General features: G+C 72.6%; 22 protein-coding genes. 5 read left to right on the forward strand and 17 right to left on the reverse strand.

Annotation, left to right across the window (positions count from 1 at the left end; translation table 11 throughout):
- The first annotated feature begins 118 nt into the window (after positions 1-118).
- The 3 genes from OG245_RS02825 (at position 119) to OG245_RS02835 (ending at position 3,273) form a co-directional block, all read left to right on the forward strand.
- Entirely contained in the window at positions 119-814 is a 696-nt protein-coding gene (locus tag OG245_RS02825) for a class I SAM-dependent methyltransferase (protein WP_371621955.1), read from the forward strand.
- Between the two features lie 316 nt (positions 815-1,130).
- Complete coding sequence (locus tag OG245_RS02830) at positions 1,131-1,727, forward strand: carbonic anhydrase (RefSeq protein WP_371621956.1); 597 nt, start codon at positions 1,131-1,133, stop codon at positions 1,725-1,727.
- Between the two features lie 76 nt (positions 1,728-1,803).
- The gene (locus tag OG245_RS02835; protein WP_371621957.1) at positions 1,804-3,273 is read left to right on the forward strand and encodes a SulP family inorganic anion transporter; all 1,470 of its coding nucleotides are present in this window, start codon (positions 1,804-1,806) and stop codon (positions 3,271-3,273) included.
- A gap of 84 nt (positions 3,274-3,357) precedes the next feature.
- On the opposite strand, the gene OG245_RS02840 is transcribed toward OG245_RS02835, so the two are convergent.
- The 7 genes from OG245_RS02840 to OG245_RS02870 all read right to left on the reverse strand — a co-directional run bounded on the left by OG245_RS02840 (position 3,358) and on the right by OG245_RS02870 (position 12,058).
- The gene (locus OG245_RS02840; RefSeq protein ID WP_215107719.1) at positions 3,358-4,143 is read right to left on the reverse strand and encodes an SAM-dependent methyltransferase; all 786 of its coding nucleotides are present in this window, start codon (positions 4,141-4,143) and stop codon (positions 3,358-3,360) included.
- A gap of 251 nt (positions 4,144-4,394) precedes the next feature.
- The gene (locus tag OG245_RS02845; RefSeq protein ID WP_371621958.1) at positions 4,395-5,348 is read right to left on the reverse strand and encodes a 5'-nucleotidase; all 954 of its coding nucleotides are present in this window, start codon (positions 5,346-5,348) and stop codon (positions 4,395-4,397) included.
- 81 nt (positions 5,349-5,429) lie between these two features.
- Positions 5,430-6,812 (reverse strand): lanthionine synthetase C family protein, encoded by a 1,383-nt coding sequence (locus OG245_RS02850; protein ID WP_371621959.1) that lies wholly within the window; start codon positions 6,810-6,812, stop codon positions 5,430-5,432.
- Positions 6,784-7,995 (reverse strand): JmjC domain-containing protein, encoded by a 1,212-nt coding sequence (locus tag OG245_RS02855; protein WP_371621960.1) that lies wholly within the window; start codon positions 7,993-7,995, stop codon positions 6,784-6,786. The genes OG245_RS02850 and OG245_RS02855 overlap by 29 nt, the downstream gene beginning before the upstream one ends.
- Positions 7,992-9,263 (reverse strand): hypothetical protein, encoded by a 1,272-nt coding sequence (locus OG245_RS02860; protein WP_371621961.1) that lies wholly within the window; start codon positions 9,261-9,263, stop codon positions 7,992-7,994. The genes OG245_RS02855 and OG245_RS02860 overlap by 4 nt, the downstream gene beginning before the upstream one ends.
- Positions 9,260-11,785, reverse strand: coding sequence for a DUF6624 domain-containing protein (locus OG245_RS02865; RefSeq protein WP_371621962.1), 2,526 nt, complete (start codon positions 11,783-11,785; stop codon positions 9,260-9,262). Before OG245_RS02865 ends, OG245_RS02860 begins: the two co-directional genes overlap by 4 nt.
- Before the next feature lie 105 nt (positions 11,786-11,890).
- On the reverse strand, positions 11,891-12,058 hold the full coding sequence (locus OG245_RS02870; RefSeq protein WP_003970887.1) for a hypothetical protein: 168 nt from the start codon (positions 12,056-12,058) through the stop codon (positions 11,891-11,893).
- A gap of 223 nt (positions 12,059-12,281) precedes the next feature.
- Here OG245_RS02870 and OG245_RS02875 point away from each other — a divergent pair, with 223 nt between their 5' ends.
- Positions 12,282-14,345: a neutral/alkaline ceramidase gene (locus tag OG245_RS02875; RefSeq protein WP_371621963.1), complete on the forward strand. Its 2,064-nt coding sequence runs from the start codon at positions 12,282-12,284 to the stop codon at positions 14,343-14,345.
- Positions 14,346-14,523: 178 nt separating this feature from the next.
- On the opposite strand, the gene OG245_RS02880 is transcribed toward OG245_RS02875, so the two are convergent.
- The 4 genes from OG245_RS02880 to OG245_RS02895 form a co-directional block, all read right to left on the reverse strand.
- On the reverse strand, positions 14,524-15,006 hold the full coding sequence (locus tag OG245_RS02880; RefSeq protein WP_371621964.1) for an NUDIX domain-containing protein: 483 nt from the start codon (positions 15,004-15,006) through the stop codon (positions 14,524-14,526).
- Between the two features lie 30 nt (positions 15,007-15,036).
- On the reverse strand, positions 15,037-16,629 hold the full coding sequence (gene lnt, locus OG245_RS02885) for an apolipoprotein N-acyltransferase (RefSeq protein WP_371627791.1): 1,593 nt from the start codon (positions 16,627-16,629) through the stop codon (positions 15,037-15,039).
- 178 nt (positions 16,630-16,807) lie between these two features.
- Positions 16,808-17,371: a hypothetical protein gene (locus OG245_RS02890; protein WP_371621965.1), complete on the reverse strand. Its 564-nt coding sequence runs from the start codon at positions 17,369-17,371 to the stop codon at positions 16,808-16,810.
- A gap of 96 nt (positions 17,372-17,467) precedes the next feature.
- Complete coding sequence (locus OG245_RS02895; protein WP_371621966.1) at positions 17,468-18,253, reverse strand: glutamate racemase; 786 nt, start codon at positions 18,251-18,253, stop codon at positions 17,468-17,470.
- A gap of 58 nt (positions 18,254-18,311) precedes the next feature.
- Between OG245_RS02895 and OG245_RS02900 the strand changes: the two genes are divergently transcribed.
- Positions 18,312-19,493: a glycosyltransferase gene (locus OG245_RS02900; RefSeq protein WP_371621967.1), complete on the forward strand. Its 1,182-nt coding sequence runs from the start codon at positions 18,312-18,314 to the stop codon at positions 19,491-19,493.
- 49 nt (positions 19,494-19,542) lie between these two features.
- Here OG245_RS02900 and OG245_RS02905 read toward each other — a convergent pair whose 3' ends face one another.
- The 6 genes from OG245_RS02905 to OG245_RS02930 form a co-directional block, all read right to left on the reverse strand.
- Positions 19,543-20,931 (reverse strand): TerD family protein, encoded by a 1,389-nt coding sequence (locus OG245_RS02905; RefSeq protein WP_371621968.1) that lies wholly within the window; start codon positions 20,929-20,931, stop codon positions 19,543-19,545.
- Positions 20,932-21,268: 337 nt separating this feature from the next.
- Positions 21,269-22,801, reverse strand: coding sequence for a SulP family inorganic anion transporter (locus tag OG245_RS02910; protein ID WP_371621969.1), 1,533 nt, complete (start codon positions 22,799-22,801; stop codon positions 21,269-21,271).
- A gap of 81 nt (positions 22,802-22,882) precedes the next feature.
- Positions 22,883-23,482: a carbonic anhydrase gene (locus tag OG245_RS02915; protein ID WP_371621970.1), complete on the reverse strand. Its 600-nt coding sequence runs from the start codon at positions 23,480-23,482 to the stop codon at positions 22,883-22,885.
- A gap of 367 nt (positions 23,483-23,849) precedes the next feature.
- On the reverse strand, positions 23,850-24,509 hold the full coding sequence (locus OG245_RS02920; RefSeq protein ID WP_371621971.1) for a response regulator transcription factor: 660 nt from the start codon (positions 24,507-24,509) through the stop codon (positions 23,850-23,852).
- Positions 24,439-25,938 carry a sensor histidine kinase gene (locus OG245_RS02925; RefSeq protein ID WP_371621972.1) on the reverse strand — a complete coding sequence of 500 codons (1,500 nt, stop codon included), beginning with the start codon at positions 25,936-25,938 and terminating at the stop codon, positions 24,439-24,441. Before OG245_RS02925 ends, OG245_RS02920 begins: the two co-directional genes overlap by 71 nt.
- Positions 25,938-26,066 carry a hypothetical protein gene (locus tag OG245_RS02930; protein WP_371621973.1) on the reverse strand — a complete coding sequence of 43 codons (129 nt, stop codon included), beginning with the start codon at positions 26,064-26,066 and terminating at the stop codon, positions 25,938-25,940. The genes OG245_RS02925 and OG245_RS02930 overlap by 1 nt, the downstream gene beginning before the upstream one ends.
- Between the last annotated feature and the right edge of the window lie 380 nt (positions 26,067-26,446).

Below are 26,446 nucleotides of genomic sequence, written 5' to 3' on the forward strand. Positions count from 1 at the left end.
TCGGGGATCGTACTCAGGGGCGCGGGACCGGCATACTCAGGCGCTCGCCGGGGGACGCTCACAGCGGCCGGGCACGCGGTTCCCGGCCGGGCCGCCGCACCACGGAAGGATCGCCTCGATGGGTGACAGCCAGGGACTCGGTGACAGCGGGCGGCCCCGCGGCGGCCAGGGGCTTCCGGACGCGGACGGCGACCGCGGGCGTCCGGCCGCGGCGGTGTTCGACGCGCTGGGAGCGGAGTACGAACATGCCTTCGCCGGTTCGGCCGCCCATCGCGAATCGCTGGAGCGGCTGCTGGCGGACCTGGCCCCGGGGAGCCGGGTCCTGGACGTGGGCTGCGGGACGGGCCGGCCCACGGCGCAGACCCTGGCGGAAGCGGGGCACCGGGTGCTCGGCGTCGATGTGTCGCCGGTGATGATCGCGCTCGCGGCCCGGCAGGTGCCGGAGGCGGAGTTCCGGTGTGCTGACGTCCGCGATCTCTCCGTGTCCGAGGGCGAGTTCGACGCGGTCTGCGTGTACTTCTCGCTGCTCCAGATGGAGCGCGGGGAGCAGCGCGCGCTGCTGGAGCGGCTCGCGTGGTCGCTGCGGCCCGGCGGGCTGCTGGTCGCCGCGACGGTGCCGGTGGACGTCGCGGGCGTCGACGCGGTGTTCATGGGGCAGCCGGTCCGGGTCTCCAGCTTCGACGCCGAGGAGTTCACCGCCCTGATCGCGCGGGCGGGGGTCGCCGTGGAGTGGGAGCACAACGCGCTGTTCACCCCGGACCACCCGGCCGGCGCACCCGAACCGCACCTCTTCCTGCACGGCCGCCGCACCTGACGGCGCCGCCCTCCCTCGCGGCACTCCCCACCCATTGGCTATCACAAAGAACAAGCCGAATGAATGACATGGGTGGCGCATTTGCGTTCCTTCACGAGAAGGTAATGCGATAGCAAAGTTCTGGTCGTTATGCTCTGCTGAAGTCGTATCCGCAAGGAGCGACCGGAGTGGGCTTCACAGCGACCGCCACCCGGCAAACCGCAAGGTGAGGCACCCTCACCATTCCGAACGTTCATCCGATCGTGAACAGTGCATTCGTCAATATGACCCGACCACACCGCTCCCCGGCACCACCGGATGCAGGAGGCAGGCCACCATGCAGTCCCTCGTAGAACACGCCCGGACATTCACCGAGCACGTCGCCGCGAACGCAAAGCATTTCGAACATCTCGCGGACGGCCAGACCCCCGAAGCACTCTTCGTCACGTGCTCGGACTCGCGTGTCGTCCCCTCACTGATCACCGGCGCCCGTCCGGGTCAGCTCTTCGAACTCCGCACCGCGGGCAACATCGTTCCGCCCTATCTGGCACAGGACCGGCCCACGGGCGAGGCCGCGACCATCGAGTACGCCCTGCGCGCGCTCCGGGTGCGCGACATCATCGTGTGCGGGCACTCCCACTGCGGCGCCGTGGGCGCCGTGTTCCGCGGCGACGACCTCTCCGCCATGCCCGCCGTCCGCCACTGGCTGGAGCACTCCACGGACGGCAGGGACCCGGCGGCGGACCCCGACGACCTCCCCGTCGCGATCCAGACCCACGCCCTCGCCCAGCTCAACACCCTGCGGGGCTACCCCGCGGTGCGCGAGCGGCTCGCCGAGGGCACCCTCGGCCTGCACGCCTGGTACTACGAAGTCCACACCGGCTCCGTCAGCGTCCACCGCCCGGAGCGCGGAACCGAGTTCGCCCGCCTTTGACGGATTTCCCTCCCCCCACGCTCACGCGCCCGGCCCCCCGGCCGGGCGCGACCGTACCCCACAAGGGAAACCCATCGTGCTTTCCGCGAAGGAACTCAAGAACCCCCACGTCGTACGCCGTGACCTGCTGGCGTCACTCGTCGTCTTCCTGGTCGCGCTGCCGCTGTGCGTCGGCGTCGCCGTCGCCTCCGGAGTGCCCGCCGAACTGGGCCTGGTCACCGGCATCGTCGGCGGGCTCGTCGTCGGCTTCCTGCCGGGCAGCAAGCTCCAGGTCAGCGGACCGGCCGCGGGGCTCACCGTGCTCGTCTACGAGGCGGTCAAGGAATTCGGCCTCGGCACGCTCGGCCCCATCGTGCTGGCCGCCGGACTGCTTCAGGTGGTGCTGGGCCTGGCGCGCTTCGGCCGCTGGTTCCGCGCCATCTCCGTCTCCGTGGTGCAGGGCATGCTCGGCGGCATCGGCCTGATCATCGTGCTGGGCCAGGTGTACGCCATGGCCGACACCGAACAGCCGGGCAGCGGTCTCGCCAAGCTGGCCGGACTCCCCGGTCTCGCCGTCGAGATCATCACGAACCAGGAGGCCCTCACCGCCTTCGGCCTCGGCGCCGGAACCGTCGCCGTGCTGCTGCTGTGGCCGAAGCTCCCGGCGACCGTACGCCTCGTCCCGGCACCCCTCGCCGCGGTCGCCCTGGCCACCGCCGTCGCCTACCTGGCCGGTCTGCGGCCGGCGGTGGCCGATGTGAACGGGCTGCTGCAGGCCATCGACCCGCCCGGCGGGGCGGATTTCGCCCGGCTCGCCGATGTGGCGGTCATCGGCACCGTCCTGGCCTTCGCCCTCATCGCCTCGGCGGAGAGTCTGTTCAGCGCGGCGGCCGTCGACCGGATGCACGACGGGCCCCGCACCGACTACGACAAGGAGTTGGTGGCCCAGGGCGTCGGCAACACCATCTGCGGGGCACTCGGCGCGCTGCCGATGACCGCGGTCATCGTCCGCAGCGCCACCAACGTCCAGGCCGGGGCGACCACCGCGCTCTCCCGGATCGCCCACGGCCTGTGGCTGCTGCTCTTCGCCGCGCTGCTGCCCGCGGCCGTCGGGATCATCCCGCTGGCCGCGCTGGCCGGGATCCTCGTCCACGCCGGGTGCAAGCTGGTGCCCGCCAAGGAGTTCGGCCCGCTGTGGCGCGAACACCGCGGGGAGGCCGTGCTGCTGGCGATCACCGCGATCGCGATCGTCGTGACCAACCTGTTCGAGGGGGTCGTGCTCGGCCTGCTGCTGGCGGTGGTCAAGTCGGCCTGGGAGACCTCGCACGTCCAGCTCACCACCCGTCGGCTCACCGGCGGCCGGGTCGTGGTGACCCTCACCGGGAACGCCACCTTCCTGCGACTGCCGCGCATCCTGGAGCAGTTGGAGAAGCTCCCGCAGGACCAGCCCATAGAGCTGGACCTGACCGGTCTGCGCCACCTCGACCACGCCTGCCGGGTCGCCCTGGAGAACTGGGCGCGCCGGCACAACAACGCGGAGATCGAGCCGGTGACGATCCGCCGGTAGCCGGGACTCGGGGCAGCGGCCCCGAACAGCGGCAGGACGCCGGGCGCTTCACGTGAAGCGCCCGGCGTCCGAGACGTCCAGTCGTTACGGCTTGCGGGCGACGAGCCCCCACTGGTCGACCGGCACCGCGTCGTCCTCCTCGGGCCGCCAGCGGTCGATCGAGACGAATCCCGGCTCGACCAGCTCCAGGCCCTCGGCGCAGTCGGTGATCTCCTCCGGCTTCCGGACGAGGTAGGGCGGGTTGTCGCCCGACGCGTACGCCTCCTGGGCGGCAAGCGTCTGAGGGGTCGTCACCGTGTCGCAGAGCACCAGGTAGCTGCCCGCCGGCATCCGGGCCAGGTACCGCTGGACGACCTCGATGCCCTCGGCCGGAACGAGGTGCCCCAGGGTCGAGAGCAGGAGAACGGCGACGGGCTCGGAGAGGTCGAGCGTCTTGGCCGCCTCGTCCACGACCGCGTCCGCGTCGGACAGATCGGCGTCCACGTAGGCCGTGCGGCCCTGCGGGGCGCTGGTCAGGAGCGCCTCGGCGTGGGCCAGGACGATCGGGTCGTTGTCCACGTAGACGATCCGCGACTCGGGTGCGATGCTCTGCGCCACCTCGTGCGTGCTGTTCGCCACCGGAAGCCCGGTCCCGACGTCCAGGAACTGGCGCACCCCCGCCGAGGCGAGGTGGTGGATCGCCCGGATCTGGAAGGCGCGTGAGGCACGGGCGATGTCGACCATCTGCGGGTAGGCCGCGCTCACCACGTCGGCCAGCTCCCGGTCCACCGGGTAGTGGTCCTTGCCGCCCAGCCAGGCGTTCCACACGCGCGCGGAGTGGGGAATGTCGGACCGGATCCGGCGGCGGAAATCGTCGTTGTCGACGCTCATGTCTCTCCTCTACTCACTGTCCGTACAAGGCCGTTGACCGAATTCCCGCTGGCCGGGGCCCTGATGGTGACCGTACCCCGCCGCCCGGCGGCACGCAGCGGGGGCGGGCCGTCCCGTTCTCCCGCCCGACCCACCTGCCGCTGCGCGGAGCGTGCCGCGGGCTCCGACAGCCCAGCAGCCTGTCACTCTGGGTTCCCTTTCGGTGACCATCGGCGCGTGAGTGAGGTGACCTCGCGGAACGACGCGTGGCTTCAGGCGTCCGGGGCCCCGGGCGCCACCGGCTCGTTGATCTTCCCGAACGGCACGTGGACGCTCGGGGTGGTCCGCGAGGTGCTCTCCAGGTGGCCCTGCTGGTCGTCGAAGAAGATGTGCGGCTTGAGGATCTTCATGATCCGACCCTTGTCGATGCCGCCGAGGAAGAACGCGTCGTTCACGGTCACCCCCCACCCCTTGAGGCTCTGCACCGCGCGCTCGTGCGCCGGTGCGTTGCGCGCCGTGACGATGGAGACGTGCAGGCGGATCCGGTAGTCGGGGTTCTTCCGGCGCTCCTGCTCCTCCCGCAGCTGGATCCGGTTCACGTTCGCCAGGAAGTCCCTCAGCGGCCCGGCGTCGTGCGGAATCCCGGCGTTGGTGACCTCGTGGGCGCGGAACTTCTCCATTCCGCCCTCCTGGAACACCTGCTCCGACGCGTCCGTGGCCAGGACCCCGTCGAAGTCGAAGGAGATCCGCAGGTCGTGGTCGTCGGCGTCGTCCTCGTAGGGGGCTCCCAGGACGTGCCCGGCGGGCAGCCCGGCGGCGACGGCCTCCCGGACGTCAGCCTCGTGTCCCGACAGGAACAGGGACATGTTGAGGGCGGGCATGAACCGGTGGGGCGAGCGGCCCTGCATGAAGACGGCCCTGCTGATGGGCAGGCCGTGGCTCTCTATGGAGCGCATGACCCGCAGGCCGGTGTCGGGGTCGTTCCGGGACAGGACGATGACCTCGACCAACGGGTCGTCCACCTCGCCCAGATCGTTCAGCGACAACAGGCGCCTGATGAAGGGGAAGGCGCTCCCGGGGCGGAGCGGGTCGCCGACGTGCTGCTCCTGGTAGGCGCGGTAGCTCTCCTCGCCCTGTTCCCGGAAGACGGCGTCCGACTCGGTCAGGTCGAAGAGCGCGCTGGACGCGATCCCGATGACCAGCCGATCGGCGAGTTCGTAGGACACGGCGCCCCCTCCGGTCGGCCCCTTGCCGACGCGCCCCCACTATCGCACCGTCGTCCCCCGTTCCCGCGGGGGCCGGGTGGGTCAGTTCAGCAGCAGGGCGCCGTCCCAGGACGTGGTCGGCACCTTGCCGGTGGCGTACGTGCGCAGGGCGAGGGCGATGCCCGCGGCCCCCTCCAGGAAGCCGGGGCGGTCGAGTTCGCGCGCCGCGAGCGCGTGGGAGTAGCGGTAGCCGAACGGGGCCTCGGGGTCGAACCCGTCCAGGACCCGCGCCGCCAGCCCGTCGGCGGTGGCGTGGAGCTCCGGGTCGGCGGTTTCGTGGGCGGTGCGCAGCACGATCTGGAGGTGTCCGGCCCAGCCGTGGCAGAGCGCGGAGTCGCGGATCAGGCCGTCGTCGGTCACGGTCAGGGCGCCGAGGAGTGCCGCGCGCGCGTCGGCGTGCCACTCCGGCCGGTCCAGCGCGGTGCCGGCGAGATGGACGGCGCGGGCCGCGCCGAGAACGCCGTAGCACCAGGAGTCCCGTCCGCGCTCCGGCGCCGCTCCGCTCTCGATGCGCTCGCGGGTCATCAGGTGCGGCCAGCGCGGGCCCGCACCGTCGGTGGTCCGCAGGCGGGTCAGCAGCTCCATGATCCGCTCGATGGCCTCGTCCTGCCGGTCCACCCGCACCCCCGCCCGCCAGGCCAGGGAGAGCAGGGCGAGCGGGCCCGGGACACCGTGGGCGAGGCCGAGGTTGACGTGTTCGGCGAGCCCGTGGTCAAGGCCTTCGGTGATCCACCAGGAGGGCAGTCGGGAACCGTGCCGCGTGAGGTCCTCGGCCGTGGCGACGGCCACGAGGGAGGCGAGCACCTCGATCAGGGCCGTGCCCGCCGCCTCGCGCTCCGCCCGCCCCTCCGCCGCCCGGTGACGGGCCAGCAGATAGCGGCCGATCCCGGCGGTGCCGCCGAGGACGTCGTAGCGGCTCCACGCTCCGGCCGGCTCCCCGGCGGCGGCCCGCTCCAGGTCGGCCCGGGCGCGGGTGCGGGCCTGATCGACGATGTGCCGGTCCAGTCCGGTGAGCATCGTGGTGTAGCCGCCGGAGCCGACGGCCGCCGTGTGTCCGGCGTACGCGAGGGCCACCATGCCGCCGAACAACGACTGGGGGGTCAGCCGGATCCCGGCGGAGAGCCCGGCGGAGAGATGGGCGTGGGCCCGCTCGCGCGCTTCGGGGTCCTCGGCGGCCAACTCGGCGTGGAGCAGGGCGACTCCGGGATGTCCGTCGGAGAGCCCCAGGGGGTCCCACACCGGTTGGGGGTCGCCCGGGTAGCGCATCAGGTTGTCCGGCGCGCCCGCGACGCGGGCCACGCGCTCCGGGTCGGCCAGCCGGTCGGCGATCTCCGCGACGGTCCGGGCCGCGGCCTCTCGGTGGACGGGCCCGGGCAGCCGCCGGGCGGGTGCCGGGTCAGCGGGTCTCGACGCGGGTGACGGCACGGAAGCTCTCCAGTTCCTGCAGCAGGCGGCGGACCTCCGCACGCCGGGCCTCGGGCAGTTCCCCGACCCGCACCGCCTCGCCGGCGTCCAGCCGGCGCAGCACCGCGAGGGCATCCGCCCCGATCGCGCCGGAGGTGACATGGCCGTTGGCGGCCCAGCCGGACGGGCCTTCGCCCGGGGCGGGCAGCAGCGGGGCACAGCCGCGTACGGGGGTGTCGTCGTCCAGGGGGCGGGGCGCGGCGGGCGGCGCGGTCGGCCAGAAGCCGCCCGCGGTCCGCACGCGCAGCGCGAGCGCGGTGGCCCGCTCGGTGAAGCGGTCCTCGGCCAGGTGTTCCGCGAAGGCGTCCACGGCGTCGGCCAGGGCCCTCGGCAGCTCCCCGGCCAGTCGGCCGCCCGGGCCGGTGTCCGGGGTGAACAGCGGGGTGGAGCTCTGAGGCCGGGTGCCCCGGAACAAATCCTTGATCTCGTAGTAGGGCCGGTGCTCGCGGCGCGGAATGCCCACGTTGACACTGGTCGCCGGGGCGTCGGAGGCGCTCTCCCCCACGTGGTAGTAGCGGGCGGGCCAGTAGAGCAGGTCCCCCGGTTCGACCTCGGCGACGAACGAGGACGTCAGGTAGGGCTGGTAGTCCAGCACCGTGTGCACCGGGTCCGACCACGGCCGCTCCGCCCAGAACCGCATCCGTTTGGTGCCGCGTACGCAGAACATGAAGGTGGCGAAGCGGTCCTGGTGCACGCCGACCGGGCTGTGCTCGTAGGAGCCGTGGAACATCGTGGAACCGGCGGTGTGCGTGGGCTGGCCGACCCGCTCCCACAGCCCGGCGTAGAACCGCTGCGCGCGGTCCCACAGCGGGTGGGAGAAGGAGTGGAAGCGGTGGACGACCAGGGCGTAGCGCCGGCCCTCCAGCCGGTCGGCCATGCGCCGCTCGTAGCCGTCGAGCGAGCCGTCGCGCGCCTCGGGCAGATAGTCGTGGGGCCGGGTCTGCTGCCGCCGCCGCACGAGGAACTGGAGGTTGCCCGGCACGGCGAGCGGATGGGACGGCCGGCTGCCGGACACCGCGGCCCGAAACACCTCGCGCTCGTCGAACGGCGCGGTGTCGAGGCCCTTGTACAGGACGGGCGCCCGGTCCCAGAAGCGGTCGGCGAAGGTGTCCCAGTCGAAGGACTTCTCGACGGTCAGGGTCATCGTGTTCCCTCCTCGACCAGGTCGATGCCGCGCAGTCGGTAGAGCCTGTCGAGCAGCGCGAGCACCGTCGGACCGTTGCTGTCGTCGTCGCCCGCGGCGAGGGCGCGGCAGACGTCGTCGGCGCCGGTCTCCGCGCCGTCGCCGAGGGCGGCGTACACCCGGTCGCCCGCGGCCCCGGGCAGGGTGAAGACGTTCCCGTCGACCGCCCAGACCTCGTGCGCGGGCCCGTCGGCCATCCGGACGATCTCGCCGGTGCGGCGGAAGCGGGTGTCCCGGGTGATGGCGACGCCGTCGCGGGGCACCGGAATCGGTTCGAGCCCGGCCGCCGAGCGCAACGCGGCCCAGCGGATCCGCAGCGTCCTGCGCAGCCGTTCGCTCTCCACGGCTCCGCGCAGTTCGTCGCCGAGCGCGGTCAGCCTGGGCAGCACCCCGTCGGGGTCGTCGATACGGGTTCCGGGGCCGAACGGGAAGTAGGGCACGGTCTCGTCGCGGTCCCGGCCCGCGTGCACCAGGTCGGCGAGCAGGTCACGCAGCGCGGTGAACGGCAGCCCCCGGTCGACCGGGATCCGCAGGCGCAGGGCGACGCACCGATCGCGGTAGGTGTCCACGTGCCGCCGGCCGCCGGGCCAGTACAGCAGTTCCCCGGCCCCGGCGCTGAGGCCGCGCGCACCGGGCACGTCCCGGTCCGGCTCGGCGATGTCCGCCGGCGGCGGCCCGCCGCGCTCGTCCCACAGCGTCACGTCCATGCGTCCGCGCAGCACCCAGGTCAGCGCCGCGTGCGTCGGGGCCTCGACCGCTCCGGCGTGCTGGACGAACCGGTCGCCGGTGAGCACCTCGGCGGTGAGGGGGAGGTTGGGCCAGCCGACGTGTCGCCAGAGCCCACTGACCGTGTCCCGGACGGCGGACCACAGGGCGTGGTCCAGGAGGAGCGGCTGCCGCACGGTCAGCAGGTAGCCCTGTCCGGGGGCTTCGGCTTCGAGCCGGTCGAGGTAGTCGTCCAGGGTCGGGTCCGTGGTGTCCGGCAGCAGGGTTCCGGGGGCGCGCAGCCAGCCGTCGCCGAGAAGGAACCGGACGTCGGGCATCACCCAGAAACGGGTGCCCGCGCGGAACGGTGCGCTGGAGGCCACGTTCAGCGGGTGGACCTCGTCGAGGCCGAACGGCGGCCGGGCGCGCAGTCGCACGGGCCGCCGGTCCCAGTGGCGCTGTGCGAGCAGCTCCCAGTCGACGCCGTCCGGCGTCCGCCGCGCCTCGGGGGCGAGCGCGCTCATGATGCTTCCCTTCCGGTCAGGGGGAATCGCCGCCGTATCCGGTCCGTGTGGTCGGCGAGCGGTTCCATGCCGAGGGCGGCCCGGCGGCGGTCCACGTCCTGCGGATCCTCCACCGGCCAGGGGACCAGCACTCCGTCGACGGGCTCGAACTTCGTTCCGTACACCTGCGGGAGCCCGTCGGTCACCCGTAACTCATCGGTCAGATAGGCGATTTCCCGCCACGCTAGATCGCCGCGCTCCGCGGCGTCCCGCATCAGCTCCAGGCAGTGGCGGCGGAAGTCCAGGTGTTCCCGGGCGTGCTGGACGAGGCGGCTCGCGGCGGTGGCCGCCTCGGCGCCGACCAGGGCGCGGCCCGGCCAGCCGTGGTCGGCCACGACCGTGGTGAGCCAGGTGATACCGGCGTCGGTCAGGTCCCGCAGGCGGCGCTCGGCGGTCGTGTCGCTCATGCCGCCGTCGGCCCACGGCGTCCGGACGGCGCCGTCGAGCCGGTCGAGCCGCAGCAGCCTGCGCCGGATCTCCCCGGCGGGCGCGGGCTCGACCGGGGCTTCGGGCGCGTCGACCGGGTCGATGCGCAGCCGCACCTTCCGCCGGTCCCAGAGGTAGGTGATCCGTCGGCCGGCCTCCGGCCAGTCGAAGGCGACCTGTCCCTCGGCGGGGCTCTGGAGGTGGAGGCGGACGCCCAGGAGGCCGTCCGTGACGACGTGGTCCGTCACGTCGTCGAACACGTGCTCCACGGCGTCCCGGAGGGCCACGCCGAGACCGGCGAGGGTGAGGTTCTCGCCCTCCAGCAGCTCCCGCAGCGGTGGCCAGCCGCCCTCGGGCTCCGGACGGGCGGCGACCGGGGCCGTGCCGAACGGCACGGGCGGCGGTTCGACGCTCAGCACCGGTCCGCCCTCCAGGGAGCGGACGAAGTAGGGCACGTCGAGTCGGCGCAGCTGGTCGCGTTCGGCCCGGTCGAAGTGGACGTCGGGATCGGTGGGGTGGGGCGCCGCGCCGCCGCCGGACAGCCAGCGGGGCACGAGCGCGTCGAAGTACCGGAACGTGGGCTGTCGCAGGACGCGTACGTGGTGGCCGGCGGTGGCGGTCGACAGGAACGCGCGGATGGCGGCCCGTTGGCGGCACATCAGGGTCCAGGCGTCGAACATGCCGCGCAGCATGGCCGGGAGGTAGGGCCCGTAACCGGCCCGCCCGCCGGTGTCGGCGACGACGTTCCTGGTCTCCTCCCGGGTGAGGGGCGCGCGGCGGCGGTACAGGCGCAGCTCGCCCGTCGGCCGCTCGGTCCAGCACACCGGCGGGCCCTCGGCGTCGCACCAGCGGGCGGTGCGCTCCAGGCCGACGTGGTGCTGGTCGATCTCGGCGGTCGCGTCGTGCAGGAGGCCCGTGTCGTAGAGGCGCGGGACCCGGCAGAAGAAGATCTCCAGGTCGATCGGGTAGAGCAGGGGCTCGGGGTCGCCGGGTCTGCTGCCGGTGACCACGTTGCCGCCGATCATGTCGGTGATCCCGAAGGCGAACATCGCGGCGGTCAGCGAGCCGGTGCGACGCCAGAATTGCCCCGACTCCCCCGGGGTGAGCCGGGTTCCGGTCAGCTCCCACGGGCCGGAGGCCCGGATCGGTCCCCATTGCGCGGGCGGCTCGATCCACTCCTGCCACAGGTAGCCGGGCTCGGCTCCGGGCCAGCAGGCCAGCACCGGCAGCCGGACCTCGCCGGAGGCCGTGGGCGCGTGGTTGAGCAGATCGAACAGTGAGGCGGGCGGGGCGGATCCGGGGAGAGCGACGGGCGGGGCCGCCCCGGCAGACGCGGGGGGCTCGGCGGACGCGGTGAACAGCAGTTCACCGGAGGCCGGCCGTGGTTTGTAGGCGACCCGGCCGCCACCGGCGCAGTCGAGGCGCAGGACGCGCTGGCGTCCGTTGTGGGTCTCCTCGCCGTGGGCCCACAGTCCGACGACAGGCCCCCGGAAGGCCGGCTGCTCGGGCCAGCAGTCGTTCATGTCGCGGAGCAATCGGTCGAGGAACAGCGTCAGGAATTCCTCGCAGCGCACGGCCCACTCGGCCACCCGGTCACGGGCGTAGTGCGGCCTTCCGGCAGCACAGGCCACGAATGCCTCGCACACCATGGGGCCGAAGATATCGGCGTTGGTGATATCCAGTATTCCGACGGAAACAACGTCCGAATAGCGAGGACCGGCATATGCGCACCAGGCGTCCAGCCGGTCCCACAGGTCCAGCAGCGGAGCGAACCGCCGGTCGTGGAGCGCGTGTTCGATCATCCGCGCGTCCGTCTCGCCGCCGAGCAGGCGGTCGATCGCGACCGTCCCTTCGGGGCCCGACGTGACGACGGGCGGGAACATTCCGCCGGCCCCGCCCTTCCGGACGGCGTCGATCACCCGTCGCGCGGCTGGAGGGAGTTGGGGCGATCCATCCCGGTCGGCACCCGGGCGGGCCCGTCGGCCCGCGTCGCCGCCGAGGGGGTCGCCGAGGTCTCCGCCGGGGTCACGCATCTCCCAGAGGGATTCGACGTCCATGGGTGAATCCGGTGCGTCCGGCACAGCGACCCTTCGGCTCGTCACGGGGAGGGGATGTGCGGCGCACCCGGGTGGCGCCGACGTGACGGCGCCACCCGGCGCGCGTCAACAGCAATAGATGGACGCGCACGAACCACAGGCGGTGCCGCTGCCCGAGTTCGTGGGTGAAGCGAGCGGCGGAATTTCTTGTTCCAGATCGCCGATCACCAGATCGAATACATCATCGGCGTTCCGGTCCGTTCCGCCCTGGACCTTTTCCTCGACTGCCTGCATGAATACCCTCCTCCCGTACTGGCCAATTGATCCGCCACTCAGTAGAACAATGCGACATGCGCATGTCAACGAGCCGGGCGGGGCGCACCGCTTTACTGGCCGGTAGGCATCTATGCGGCCCAGGTCACACTCCTCTACGGTCGGGGCACTGCCCCGGCCCCTCCACGTCGGCGAGCCGCCGACCGGGTCCGGGCAACCCCCGTCTCCCGCCCCAGGAGGTCCCATGCCACCCCCCGCCGCCCGCCGCCCCCGACGCAGGCTCCCCGTCGCGGTGCTCGCAGCCGTCCTCGGAGCGGCCACCCTCGGCGCCCCCTCCCCCGCGTCGGCGTCGGCCACCGCCGCCGGCGACGCGGACTACCTCGTCGGGCGCGGCATCTCCGACGTCACGGGCGAGGCCGCCGAGACCGGGATGATGGGCTACTCCAGCTTCGACCAGAAGACGTCGGGCATCCATCAGCGGCAGAGGTCGCGCGCCTTCGTCGTCGTCGACCGGGCGAGCGGCAAGCGCGTGGTGTACGTCAACGCCGACCTCGCCATGATCTTCCAGTCGGTCCGGCAGGGCGTCATGGCCCGGCTGAAGGAGCGTTACGGCAGCCTGTACGGCGAGGAGAACGTCCTCCTGTCGGCCACCCACACCCACTCGGGACCCGGCGGCTACTCCCACAACGTCGCCTACAACCTCTCCGTCCTCGGCTTCCAGAAGGAGACCTACCGGGCGATCGTCGACGGCATCACGGACTCCGTCGCCAAGGCCCACGAGGACCTGAAGCCCGGCACGATGAGCCTCGGCACGGGGACCCTGACCAACGCCAGCGTCAACCGCTCCCGCGAGGCCTTCGACCGCAACCCGGCGGCCGACCGGGCCGCCTTCCCGGACGCGATCGACCCGGCGATGACCGTGCTGCGCTTCAAGCAGGGCGAGCGGGACGCGGGCGCGATCAGCTGGTTCGCCACCCACAACACCTCGATCACCAACAAGAACACGCTCATCAGCCCCGACAACAAGGGCTACGCCGCCTACGCCTGGGAGCACGACCACGAAGGCGTCCGCTACCTCGACGACACCCCCGGGTTCGTCGCGGCCTTCCCCAACACCAACGCGGGCGACATGTCGCCGAACCTCAACCTGAAGCCGGGATCCGGGCCCACCGAGGACGAGTTCGAGAACGCGCGCGTCATCGGCGAGCGCCAGCTCGACAAGGCCCGCGAGATCTACGACGGCACCCGGCCCGTCTCCGGAGGGGTCGACTCCCGGCTCGCCTACGTCGACATGGAGAACGTGACCGTACGCCCGGAGTACGCCCCGGACGGCAAGGAGCACCGGACCTGCCCCGCCGTCGTGGGCGCGTCCACGCTCGCGGGCAGCGTCGAGGACGGCCCGGCCATCCCCCTCTTCGAGGAGGGCATGCGCACGCCGATCGCCCCCATTCTCGAAGCGCTGCGCGTCGACACCCCGTCCTGGCTCGCGACCTGCCAGTACCCCAAGGCGAGCCTGATCCCCACGGGGCTGCTGAGCAACGTCCACCCGGTCACCCCGAAGCGCCTCCCGCTCCAGATCATGAGGATCGGCGAGCTGCACCTGGTGGCCGCCCCGGGCGAGTTCACGATCGCCTCCGGCCTCCGCGTACGCCGCACGGTGGCCGAGCGGCTGGGCGTCCCGCTGGACCGCGTCCTGCTCCAGGGGTACGCCAACGCCTACAGCCAGTACGTGACGACGCCGGAGGAGTACGACACCCAGAACTACGAGGGCGGCTCCACGTTGTACGGCCGCTACACCCTGCCCGCCTACCAGCAGGAGTACGCCCGGATCGCGGACTCCCTGCGCGAGGGCACGCCACTGGAGCGGGGCGCGACGCCGCCGGACGAGTCGGGCCGGCAGTTCACCTTCCAGACGGGGGTCGTGTACGACAACCCGCCCGCCGGCAAGGCGTTCGGCGGTGTCCTGAAGGCCCCGGAGGCCTCGTACGCGCGGGGCTCCACCGCGACCGTCGAGTTCGCCACCGGGCACCCGAAGAACAACGTCCGCCGGGGCTCCACCTTCCTTGAGGTGCAGCGGCTGGAGAACGGCGCCTGGCAGCGGGTACTGGACGACGGCGACTGGGAGACCACCTACCGCTGGACGCGGCTGAACGGTCTCACCGGCACCTCGAAGGCCACGGTCACCTGGGCCATCGCGGCGGACACCGCGCCCGGCACGTACCGGATCGTGCACCACGGGGACGCCAGGAGCCTGCTCGGGAGGATCACGCCGTTCACCGGGGCGACGGGGACCTTCACCGTGCGCTAGGTCCTGTCGTCGAACTGCCGTCGTCGCCCGGAGGGCGGCCCTGCGGGGTCAGGTGCGTGCTCCCGGTGTGCCGGGTGCGGGTCCTCGTACGGGACCGTACTCGGGCCTGTGCCCGGTGCGGCGGGAGCGCGTGCATGGCACCGCGGGGCAGGCGGCAGTTCGACGACAGGGCCTGGAGTCAGGATGTCCGCGGGGTGGGCTGGAACCAGGCGGGGCCCTCGGTGAGGGCCTGCTTGATCCGGAACAGGGCGAACTCGCCGAGCGGCGGGAGCCCGTCCAGCGGGAACCAGCCCACCTCCAGCGACTCGTCGTCGTTGACCCGCGCCTCGCCGCCGGTCGCCCGGCAGCGGAAGGTGATGTCGAGGTACTGGCAGATGTCGCCGTTGTCGTACCGCACGGGATCCAGCGCCTGCGTGAGCACCACCCGCTCGGCCACGCAGTGCACTCCGGTCTCCTCCAGCACCTCGCGCTCCGCCGTCGCCGCGGGCTCCTCCCCCGGCTCGGAGATCCCGCCGATGACCGCCCACTTCCCGGTGTCCGCGCGCCGCCCGAGCAGCACGCGGCCCTCGTCGTCGAGGACGACGGCCGTCACCCCGGGCAGCAGGAGCAGCTGGTGCCCGGCGGTCGCACGGATGTCGCGGATGAAGTCGGGAGTAGCCATGGATCCGAGCCTACGTGGCCGGGTCAGGTGCTACCGGCCGGTCCCCCGGATCCTGCGGGCCCGGAACGCCGAGACGCTCACCCAGCCGAGGCCCGCCAGGGCCAGCAGCGCGATGACGCCCTCGGGCAGGGGGCCCATCCGGGTCGCGGGGGTGAGCGAGGAGCGCAGCGGGACGTCGTCGACGAGGGCGTCGGGGGTGAACATCCCGCTCTTCCCGACGATCGTGCCGTCCGGGCGGATCACCGCGCTGACCCCGCTGGTGACGGGGACCACGACGGCCCGCCCGTGCTCGACGGCCCGCACCTGGGACATGGCCAGCTGCTGGTAGGTCATCTCGCTGCGGCCGAACGTCGCGTTGTTGCTCGGCACGGCGATCATCCGGCCGCCGTGGGTGACGGTGTCGCGTACGGCGTCGTCGAAGGCGGCCTCGTAACAGGTCACGAGCCCCACCTTCGTCCCCGCGAGGTCGAAGACGCCGACCTCGGTGCCGGGGACGAACTCGCGCTGCACCCGGTCGACGTCCTCGCTGAAGAAGCGGGCGACGGTGCGCATCGGCATGTACTCGCCGAACGGCTGGATGTGCCGCTTGTCGTAGGTGTCGACGGGGCCCTGGTCGGGGTCCCATTCGATCAAGGTGTTGCGGAGGCTGTCGGAGCCCTTCTCGACCACCGAACCGACGACCGTGGGGGCGCCGATCGCCTTGACGGCGTCGTCGATGACCTGGCGGGCGTCCGCGTTGAGATAGGGGTCGAGGTCGGAGGAGTTCTCCGGCCAGAGCACGAAGTCGGGCTGCTTCTCCTTGCCCGCCTTCACGTCCTCGGCCAGCTGCGCGGTGCGCCGGGCGTGATTGTCGAGTACGGCGCGGCGCTGGGCGTTGAAGTCGAGGCCCAGGCGCGGCACGTTGCCCTGGATCGCGGCGACGGTGGCCGTGCCGTTCTCCGCCGAGTCGTCGACCAGGGGCAGCGCGGCGAGGGCTCCGACGACGGGCACGAGGACGCTCACGGCGGCGCCGGCGACGGCCGCGCGCGGGACCTTCCCGGTTTCGCGGTACGCGACGAGCTGTCGCACGGCCTCGTAGAGCCCGAAGCCGCACAGCACGACGGCGAAGGAGAGCAGCGGGGTGCCGCCGAGCGCGGCGAGCGGCAGGAAGGCGCTCTCGGACTGGCCGAAGGCGATCTTGCCCCAGGGGAAGCCGCCGAACGGGATCCGGGCGCGGACCGCCTCGTCCAGCACCCAGACCGCGGCGGCCCACACGGGCCAGTGGGCGAGGCGGGTCACCGCGGCGATGCCGAGGCAACCGACCGCGATGAAGAGCGCCTCCGCGGCGGCCAGGGCCAGCCACGGCACCGGGCCGACGTCCTCGCCGGTCCAGTGCAGCAGCGGAAGCATGAAGCCGAGGCCCGACAGGAGGCCGAGGCCGAAGGCGGCCCGGAGTCCGCGCCCGTGCAGCACCCATCCCAGCAGCGCGAATCCGGGCAGCACGAGCCACCACAGGGGCCGGGGCGGGAAGCTCGTGTAGAGCAGCAGCCCGGACAGCACGGCGGCGGCCGGGCGGAGGAGCCGCAGCAGCGGTCCGGCGGCCGGGGAGGCTGCGGCGGGCGGCGGGTCGTCGACGGGAGTCATGGTGGCGCTCACCCGGCGGAGTCTACGGTGGGCGGCTGTGAGCGGCGGCGTTGACCTGCGTGGGGCGGGTTTCGCGGGCGGCTCCGGAGCGTCTCGCGGGCGGCGGCGCGCGGCCCGGCAGGTCGGCCGGTCGCCGTGACGGCGGCCGGTGGCCGGCGCGGCCCGGCCGGTCGCCCGGTCAGTCGCCCGGGTGCTTGCCGGAGGCCGGCAGGTGCAGGCGTTGCCGGATGAACCGTACGGCCGTCTCCGCGTCGTCGACCGTGACGGTGAAGGTGCGGCCGTCGCCGAGGCGCAGGAGCATGCCCTCGCCCTTGCGGACCACGACGGCCGTGCCCTGCTCGGGACGCCAGCGGTAGCCCCAGCCGCCCCAGTGGCGCGGATTGATCCGGGGGACGAACTCCGCTCCGGTCACATGGCTGAGGAGGATCCGACGGCGCGGCAGGCCGGCGTGGCCGCAGCGCACCTCCAGGCTGTCCCCGTCGACCTTGACGGCCACATGGACGAAGGCGAGCGTCCCGAAGAGGATCAGCAGTCCGGCGGCGAGGCAGCCGACCACCGACATGAGCAGCGGGGCGATGCCCGAGGTCCAGGCGCCGTCGACGGCCAGCTCGATGCCGAGGGCCACACAGCCCGCGCCCGCGAGGGCCAGCACCCACTGGATACGGTTGGTGGCGCGGCCGTTCCACTCCGTGGGCGGCGCCTGGCTCGACCCGTGCCTCGCACTCTCGGGGAGGTCCGTCATATTCAGCAGCGTAGCCGCGTTCCGGGCTCCCGGCCGGGGCTGCGGGGGCCGATCGGGCTACCCGGTCGATCCGCCGGGCGCCCCCGGCGGGCCGGGTCAGCGGACGGGTGCCGCGACGGCCAGCATCCGGCCCTCGGCGTAGGTGAGGGCGGCCTCCGGGAGGACGCTGGGCCGGCCGGCCCGGAGCACGGTGAGCGTGCCGGAGGGCTCGGCGGTGGGGGCGGGGTCCGCTCCGATCCGGCGCAGCGCCTGGGCCGCGACCGCTCCGGCGGACCCGTGCAGGGCGAGCGGCGGGCGGCCGGGCCGCTGCACGGCCTCGCGGATGCGGGCCGCGACCAGCTCGTAGTGGGTGCAGCCGAGGACGACGGCCCGCACGTCGGCCGGGGTGAGGTCGGCGGCCGCGGCGACGGCCCGGTCGATCCCGTCCTCGTCGCCGTGCTCCAGGGCGTCGGCGAGCCCGGGGCACGGGACCTCGGTGACGTCCGCGGTCCCGCCGAATTCACCGATCAGACCGCGCTGGTAGGGGCTGCCGGTGGTGGCCGGGGTGGCCCAGATGGCGACGGAGCCGCCGCCCGCCGCGGCCGGCTTGATCGCGGGGACCGTGCCGATGACCGGCAGCGCGGGCTCCAGTTCGGCGCGGAGCGCCGGCAGGGCGTGGACGGAGGCGGTGTTGCAGGCGACGATCAGCGCGTCCGGCCGGTGGGCGGCGGCGGCGCGGGCGACGTCCAGCGCGAGCGCGGTGATGTCCTCGGGGGTACGGGGGCCCCAGGGCATGGACGCGGGGTCCGAGGAGAGGACGAGTTCGGCGTCGGGCCGCAGGCGGCGTACCGCGGCCGCTGCCGCCAGCAGGCCGATTCCGGAGTCCATGAGCGCGATCTTCACCCGGTCACCCTAGCCGACAGCCCTTGCGGACCGGGCTCAGTGGGGCAGACTTCGGCGGATGAGCGCCGTTGCCTGGATCGCCGTGGGTTCACTGATCGCGTGGGTGTGGCTGCTGCTCGGGCAGGGCTTCTACTGGCGGACGGACCAGCGGCTCCCCCGGCGCGCCGACCCGGCGCGCTGGCCGTCGGTGGCGGTGGTGGTGCCGGCCCGCGACGAGGCGGGGATGCTGCCGATGAGCCTGCCGTCCCTGCTGGTCCAGGACTATCCGGGGGACGTCCGGATCATCCTCGTCGACGACTGCAGCAGCGACGGCACCGGGCAGCTGGCCCGGGAGCTGGCCGCCCGGTACGGCGGGTTCCCGCTGGAGGTGGTGACGCCCGGGGAGCCGGAGCAGGGCTGGACGGGCAAGCTCTGGGCCCTGCGGCACGGCATCGCGGTGGCCCGGCGGGACAAGCCGGACTTCCTGCTGCTGACCGACGCGGACATCGCGCACGAGCCGGACAGCCTGCGCGATCTGGTGGCCGCGGCCGGCTCCGGGGGCGAGGGCGGTTTCGACCTGGTGTCGCAGATGGCGCGGCTGCGGGTGGAGAGCGTCTGGGAGCGTCTGGTGGTGCCCGCGTTCGTCTACTTCTTCGGGCAGCTCTACCCGTTCCGCCGGGTGAACCGTGCCCGGTCGCGGACCGCGGCCGCGGCGGGGGGCTGCGTCCTGCTGCGCACCGGGGCCGCCGAGCGGGCGCGGATCCCGGACTCGATCCGGCAGGCGGTGATCGACGACGTGTCGCTGGCGCGGGAGGTGCGGCGCAGCGGCGGCCGGATCTGGCTGGGGCTCGCGGATCGGGTGGACAGCGTGCGGCCGTATCCGCGGCTGGCGGATCTGTGGCGGATGGTCGCGCGGAGCGCGTACGCGCAGTTGCGGCACAGTCCGCTGCTGCTGGCGGGAACGGTCCCGGGGCTGCTGCTCGTCTACGTGGCGCCGCCCGCGACGCTGGTGGTGGGCCTGCTGACGGGTGACGGGGTGGCGGCCTGGGCGGGCGGCGCGGCGTGGGCGGTGATGACGGCGACGTATCTGCCGATGCTGGCGTACTACCGCCAGTCGCCGTGGCTGGGCCCGCTGCTGCCGCTGACGGCGGTGCTGTATCTGCTGATGACGGTGGACTCGGCGGTGCAGCACTACCGGGGGCGGGGTGCCTCCTGGAAGGGGCGTACGTACGCGCGCCCGGAGGCCGCGCCCGACCGGTGACGCCGCCGGGCGGCGGGCGGGCGGTCCGGGCGGGCGCGGTCGGGGCGGGTCACTTGCGGCCGGGCGTCCAGTTCATTCCCCAGCCGTAGGCGGCGTCGATGGTGCGCTGCGGGCTCACGCCCCGGTCCGGGACCAGATAGCGGGCCTCGCGCTGCACGGTGAGGTCGCCGCCGTTGTTGGTGATCAGGGCCAGGGCGCAGACGGTGGAGGGCACGGTGCACTCGTCGAGGGAGAAGTCGATGGCCGCGCCGTTCTGCGGCTGGAGGGTGACCGTGGCGTGGAGATCGGCGAAGCTCCGGGCGCCCTCGTAGATGGTGACGAAGATCAGTACGCGCCGCAGCAGGTCCTTGTGGTCGAGGTTGATGGTCATGTTCTCGCCGCTGGAGAGCGCGCCGGTGCGGTCGTCGCCGTCGAGATGGATGAAGGGCGGCCTGTTCAGTGAGCCGAAGGCGTTCCCGAGCGACTGCACGACTCCCTTCCGGCCGTCGGCAAGTTCGTACAGTGCGCAGAGGTCGAGGTCGAGATCGGCGTGCATGGCGACGGCCCGGCCGAGCTTGGCTCCCCAGCCCTTGAACTGTTTGCGCACTTCCCAGTTGAGGTTGACGCGCAGCGCGCCGGAGGTGCCGCCCTGCTTGGCGAGCGAGACGGACGGCGCGCTCTTCGTCAGCGTGACCTTGGTCAGCCGTACGGGCGCTGGGGCGGGCGGGGCCGCGGGGGCGGCGGGCGAGGGAAGCGTCGGCGGGACGGGTGCGGCGGGCGGGGCGACAGGTGCGGGGGCCGGGGTGGCGGGTGCAGGGGCTGCGGGGCCGGGCCGCGACGGGGCAACAGGGGCCGCCGGGGCCTGTGGGACCGCCGAAGCCTGTGGGTCGGACAGGACAGGTGCGGCGGGCGGGGCCTGCTGCGGTTCGTCCACGGAGATGCCGAAGTCGGTCGCCAGCCCTTCGAGGCCGGTGCTGTAACCCTGTCCGACCGCGCGGAACTTCCAGGCGCCCTGCCGCCGGTACAGCTCGCCGAGGATGAAGGCGGTCTCGATCGTGGCGTCCGTGCTGTCGAAGCGGGCCAGCTCCGCGCCGCTCGCCGCGTCGGTGACCCGCACGTACAGTCCGCTCACCCTGCCGAAGGTCCCGCCGTCCGCCGAGGCGGCGACGACGATGCGCTCGATCGCGGGCTCGACCTTGCCGAAGTCGACGGCGAGGGTGTCGGTGACGTGGCCGGAAGCGGTTCGCTTGCCCTCGTGCCGGACCGCGCCGGACGCGTGGGCCGGCTGGTTGTAGAAGACGAAGTCCGCGTCACCGCGGACCCTGCCCGCGACCAGCAGGAGAGCCGAGGCGTCGACGTCCGGGGCACCCGGTGTGACGTGCCGGCCCAGCTCGACGCGCACGGCGCCGGCCGGCACCGCAACGTTGGTTCCTTTTTGCATGGTCATGCTCGCCCCCATCACGAATCCGGCTGCCCGCAGGCTTTCCCCCACAACCTAACGGCCGGTGGCGGGAAAGCCTCCGGGCGCCCGGGCCGTGGCGGACGAGCCCCGGCAGTCCGCGGCCCCACGTGGTGAACGGCTCGGCCGTCTCGCCGAGCACGTCGAAGACCTGGGTGACCGGACCGTCCCGGTGCGATGGGGCGGCTGTCCACGGGGTGAGGGAAGGACACGAAGACCTCCGTGCGGTGAGGACTCGACGCCTTCACCGCACGGAGGTCTTCGCCCTGGTCGAGCGCGGCCCGTGCCGGCAACGCGCTCGTGATCAGTACGCCTGGGGAGTGTTCCGCGACACGCCCTAGCGGCCCTCGGTGCGCGGAGGGCCCTCACGGTCCGGAGCGACACCCGCGAGGGCGGTCTCGCGGGGTGTGTCCTCCGTCGCCGGTACGGAGCCCTGGACGGCGCCGCTGTGCGCGCTCCACGCCTCCAGGGCGGTGCGGCAGGCGTGGTCCACGTGGCGCAGCCGGGAGAGGTCGAGCTCCACCGGCCGGTCCTTCGGCAGCGCCTCCAGGGTGTCGAGGATCAGCGGCAGACGCAGGAAGGTGGCGCTGCCGCTGAGGGAGACCGTGGTGCGGTCGTCCTGCTCGTCGATGTCGAGGCGGACGGCGGAGGTCTCCCAGGCCGTCTTGATCACGGCCAGCCCGATGCCGAGCAGCACGCCCATGAACATGTCCGTGAAGACGATCGCCAGCGCGGTCACCACCAGGACCACGGCCTCGCCCCGGTGTTCACGCCAGAGCGGGCGGATGGTCGCGACGGGGATGAGCTTCGCGCCGGCGTGGACGAGGATCCCGGCGAGAGCGGCCACGGGGATCAGGCCGAGTACGGCGGGGAACAGGGCCGCGAACAGCAGCAGCCACGCTCCGTGCATGATCCTGGAGGCCTTGGTGCACGCACCTGCCTGCACGTTGGCTGCACTGCGCACGATGACGGCGGTCATGGGCAGTGCGCCGACGAGGCCGCAGATGGTGTTACCCGTTCCCTGGGCGATGAGTTCCTTGTTGTACTGCGTGCGCGGGCCGTCGTGCATCCGGTCCACGGCGGCGGCGCTGAAGAGGGATTCGGCCGAGGCGATGAGCGTGAAGGCGAGGATGACGCCCAGGAGGCTGACGTCTGCCAGGAGACCGAAGTCGTCCAGGCCCGTCAGCCGCAGTGAGTCGATCAGCCCCTGGACCTTGATGGGGGCGACGGGCAGGTTGAACACCGCCACGGCCGCGGTGGCCAGTCCCACGGCCACCAATGGCCCGGGAAGCACCTGCGGCAGGCGTCCGGGAAGCCGCTTCCAGAGGATCAGTACGACGATGGTGCCGACGCCGATCGCGGTGGAGGAGATCGCCGCGGGTCCCGTGATCTGCGTGAACAGCTCCGGCAGCCCGGCCAGGTTGTCGAGACCGTTCCCCGGGGCACTGGCCCCGGCCATGGCGTAGAGCTGGCTGCCGATCAGGACGAGACCGATGCCGGCGAGCATGCCGTGCACGACGGCGGTCGATATGGCGCGGAACCACCGGCCGAAGCCGATCAGGCCGAGGCCGACCTGGAGGAGACCGGTGGACAGGACGAGGACGCCGAGCGCCGCGACGCCGTGGGTGGTGACCGCTTCGTACACCAGGACGGTGAGCCCGGCGGCCGGGCCGCTGACCTGGAGCGAGCTGCCCGGCATGGCGCCGGCGATCAGGCCGCCGACGATGCCGGTGACCAGGCCCAGTTCGGCGGGGACGCCGGAGGCGACCGCGATGCCGACGCACAGGGGAACGGCGACGAGGAACACCACGATCGAGGCGAGGATGTCGCGGGACATGACGTCCGGGCGTAACCGGAGTGGAGACGACATGAGAGCTTCAGCTCCTAGGGGAGTGGGGGGAGACAGCAGGTGGCGGCGGGAGCGGCCCGCCTGTTCACCCGTGGGTCGCTGTCACAGAGAGGAGAAGGTTCCGGTGGTGGGCCGGTGGGCCTGCACGGCGCCGGTGTGGACCTCGTAGTACCAGGCGTGCAGACCGAGTCGGCCCTCGCGGACGGCCCGGCTCACGCACGGGTAGTCGCGCAACGCGTCCAGTTGCGCCACCGCATGGCGCTGTACGGGCTGTTCGCAGTCGGGGCCGAACTCGTCGGGGTTCAGTGCACCGCCCGTCGGGGCACATCTGCCGAGCCAGCCGCGTACCGCCGGCAGGGTCCGCAGATCGTCGCCCCTGGCGAGGGCTCCGACGGCGCCGCAGTGGGAGTGCCCGCAGAGGATGATGTCGGACACCTCCAGCACGCAGACGGCGTACTCGATCGTCGCCATCTCGCTGGTGGGCGCGTCCGCGTCGTAGGGCGGGACGATGTTTCCCGCCGTGCGCATCTCGAAGAGCTCGCCGGGGCCGGAGTCGGTCAGCAGGGTGGGGACCACCCGGGAGTCGGAGCAGGTGATGAACATGGTGGAGGGCCGCTGACCGGCCTCGAATTCCTTGAGTTCACGGCCTGCTCCGCCACAGCGGGAAGGGAAGGTGCGGGCATGGTCGATGAGTCGTCGCACAGGAGTGTCCTCCATACGGAAGTGGCGTGGGGCTCTTCACGCGGGGCGGGCTCTCACCCCGCCCACGTCCGGGCTTGCGTGGCACACGGGTGGCCCGGGTGCCACGTGGGTCAGGTGCGGGTGCTCGCGTCGCAGGGCAGGCGGGGGGTTCGCCTCCGTGTCTGCTGGTCCGGTGTGGCGGCGGCGCCCTGGTCCCGGGCGGGGCCGCGGCGACCGTCTGCGCCGCTCACGGGCCTCGCGTCACCGATGACCCGTAAGGAGGATTCTCGGGGCGGGCGATGAGGTGGCGGTGAGACGGCGGTGAGACTGTTCTCATCGGGTACGGCGGTGTGCGGGCGCCGCGTTCCTGTGCCGCCCGCCCCGGTCGTCAGGCCCGGAGCCGGTAGCCGACGCCCCGCACGGTCTGGACCCGGTCGGCGCCGATCTTGCGCCGCAGATAGCGGATGTAGACGTCGACGATGTTCGAACCGGGGTCGTAGTCGAACCCCCATACCTGGCTCAGCAGTTGCTCCCGGGACAGCACCCGGTCGGGATTGCGCATGAGGATCTCGGCGAGGGCGAACTCACGGGCGGACAGGTCGGAGACGCGCTCGCCCACCTGGGCCCGGCGGGTGCGCAGGTCGAGGATCAGATCGCCCACCCGCAGCAGAAAGTTCTCCGGCGGCTCCTCACGCCGCAGGCGCAGCCGTACGCGGGCCAGTAACTCGTCGAACGCGAAGGGTTTGACCATGTAGTCGTCGGCGCCGCTCTCCAGCCCGGCCACGATGTCGCTCACGCTGTCGCGCGCGGTGAGGATGACGACGGGCAGGGCGATCCGGGCCTTCCGCAGCTTGCGCAGCACCGTCAGCCCGTCGTCGCCGGGCAGGCCGAGGTCGAGGATCAGGAGGTCGAAGTCCCGGCCGCGGGCGTGTTCGTAGGCGGAGACGCCGTCGCCGACGACCCGGGTGACGTACCCGCTACGGCGCAGGCCTTTTTCGACGAAGGCCGCGATTCTTTCCTCGTCCTCGGCTATCAGGATCCTGCTCACCATAGGTTCCTTCGGTCGTGGGGTGCAGTGCGGGAAGGTCGATGACGAATCTCGCGCCGCCCCCGGGGGCCTCCTCGACGTGGGCGACACCGTCGTGCGCCTGGGCGATCTCGCGGACCAGCGCGAGCCCGAGTCCGATGCCGGGAGCGGCCCGGCCGGGAACCGCGGTGCCTCCCTGGTAGAAGCACTGGAAGATCCGTTCGCGGTCCTCCGGGGCCACGCCGGGCCCGGTGTCCGCCACCCACAGCAGGGCCCGGCCGCGCCACAGGCGTGATCCGATCTCGATGGCGTCCCCTTCTCCGGTGTGGCCGACCGCGTTGGCGGCGAGCTGCATCAGGGCCTGGGTGACCCGCTGTTCGTCCAGGTGCACGCTGACGTCGGCGACCTCGGCCACCGTCCAGCGTCTGCGCCCCAGCGCCTGGGCCTTGGCGGCCGTGTCGACCACCAGGTCGGTCAGACTGGCCTGGCCGAGAGTGAGGAAGTCGGGGCGCTCGGCCCGGGCGAGGAGCAGCAGGTCCTCCACGATCCGTCGCATCCGGTCGAGTTCGTCGAAGAGCAGGGCTCTGGTCTGACCGTGCCGACTGTCGGGGTCCTCGTCCATCAGCTCCAGATGTCCGCGCAGGACCGTGATGGGGGTCCGCAGTTCGTGGGCCACCTCGTCCAGGAACTGGCGTTGCGCGGTGAAGGCGCCCGACAGGCGGTCGAGCATGTGGTTGAACGTCTCGGCGAGTTCCGCCACGTCGTCGTTGCCCCGCACCGGCAGCCGCTGGGTCAGGTCCGTCTCGCTGATCCGCTCGGCCGTCTGCCTGACCAGCCGGATCGGAGCCAGCACCCGGCCCGCGACCAGCCAGCTCGCCAGTCCCGCGACCACCAGGGCAAAGCTGCCCGAGGCCAGCAGCAGGCGCGCCATGTGGCGTTCCTGCCGCAGCTCGTGGTCCCGGAACGTCACCAGGACGAGCCGGGTGTCGTTGTGGTCGCCCGCCATCTGTACCGGGACGACACCGTAGCGGACCTCGCCGGCCGGGGAGTCCAGCGTACGGATACGGGTGTCGGCCGTCCGCGCCATCAGGGCCACGACCTCCGGGTCACGGTCCAGGCGGGCCGGGACCATGCCGGGGCTGCGTCGGTCGGCCCGTCCGTTCACGACGCTGAAGAAGGTGGCGTTGTGTTCGGGCCGGTGGACCGCCATGAACGCCGTCAGCAGCGAGGCGCCGGTGGTGAAGCGCTCACCGGTGTACGGGTCGCGCGAGGTGCGGGCGAACGCGCGTAGCTTGTCGGCCTCGGTCAGCAGTTGCGCGTCGATCTGCCGGTCCAGCTCGGCCTGCCAGACGATGGTGATCCCGAAGGTGGGCACGGCCAGGGCAGCGCTGAGAAGCATGAGCATCCAGCCGACGATCCGGGACCGGGCGCTGGTAGAGCGCCTGAGCATCAGTCGTCCCACTCGTCGTCCGTATCCCCCCGATTGCTGCCGGTTGACGCTTCCTCGTCCTCGTCATCACTCTCGTCCTCTTCGTCCTCCGCTTCGTCCGCATCGCCCAAGCCGCCCAGGTCGCCCACGCCACCCCTGGGAACACGTGAGGCCTTCTCGTCGTCACTGGTGGTCCGTGCCACCCCTTCAGCGCCGCCGGCGCCGGGGACGTTACGGGAGCCGGTGCCCTTGTCGTCGGATTCGGGCGGCGGCGGGGGTGACACGGCACGGCCGCCCGGGCAGGTGCCGGACGGAACGGGCGAGGCGGGGGAAGGTGTCGGTGTCACGGCGGGACGGCCGGGGTCGGGCGGGACGGTGGCCGAAGGCGTCGGTCCGTGCAGGAAGGGCACGACGACGACGGGCCCCATGGAGGGTGGCACATTCTGCCCGGGCCATATCCATACAACCAGTAACACCAGTGTCCCTGCTCCACATCCTGCCAGTACCGACCCCACCCCACGCCACAGCA

Origin of the sequence: Streptomyces sp. NBC_01116, from assembly GCF_041435495.1 — a bacterium.
GTDB lineage: Bacteria > Actinomycetota > Actinomycetes > Streptomycetales > Streptomycetaceae > Streptomyces.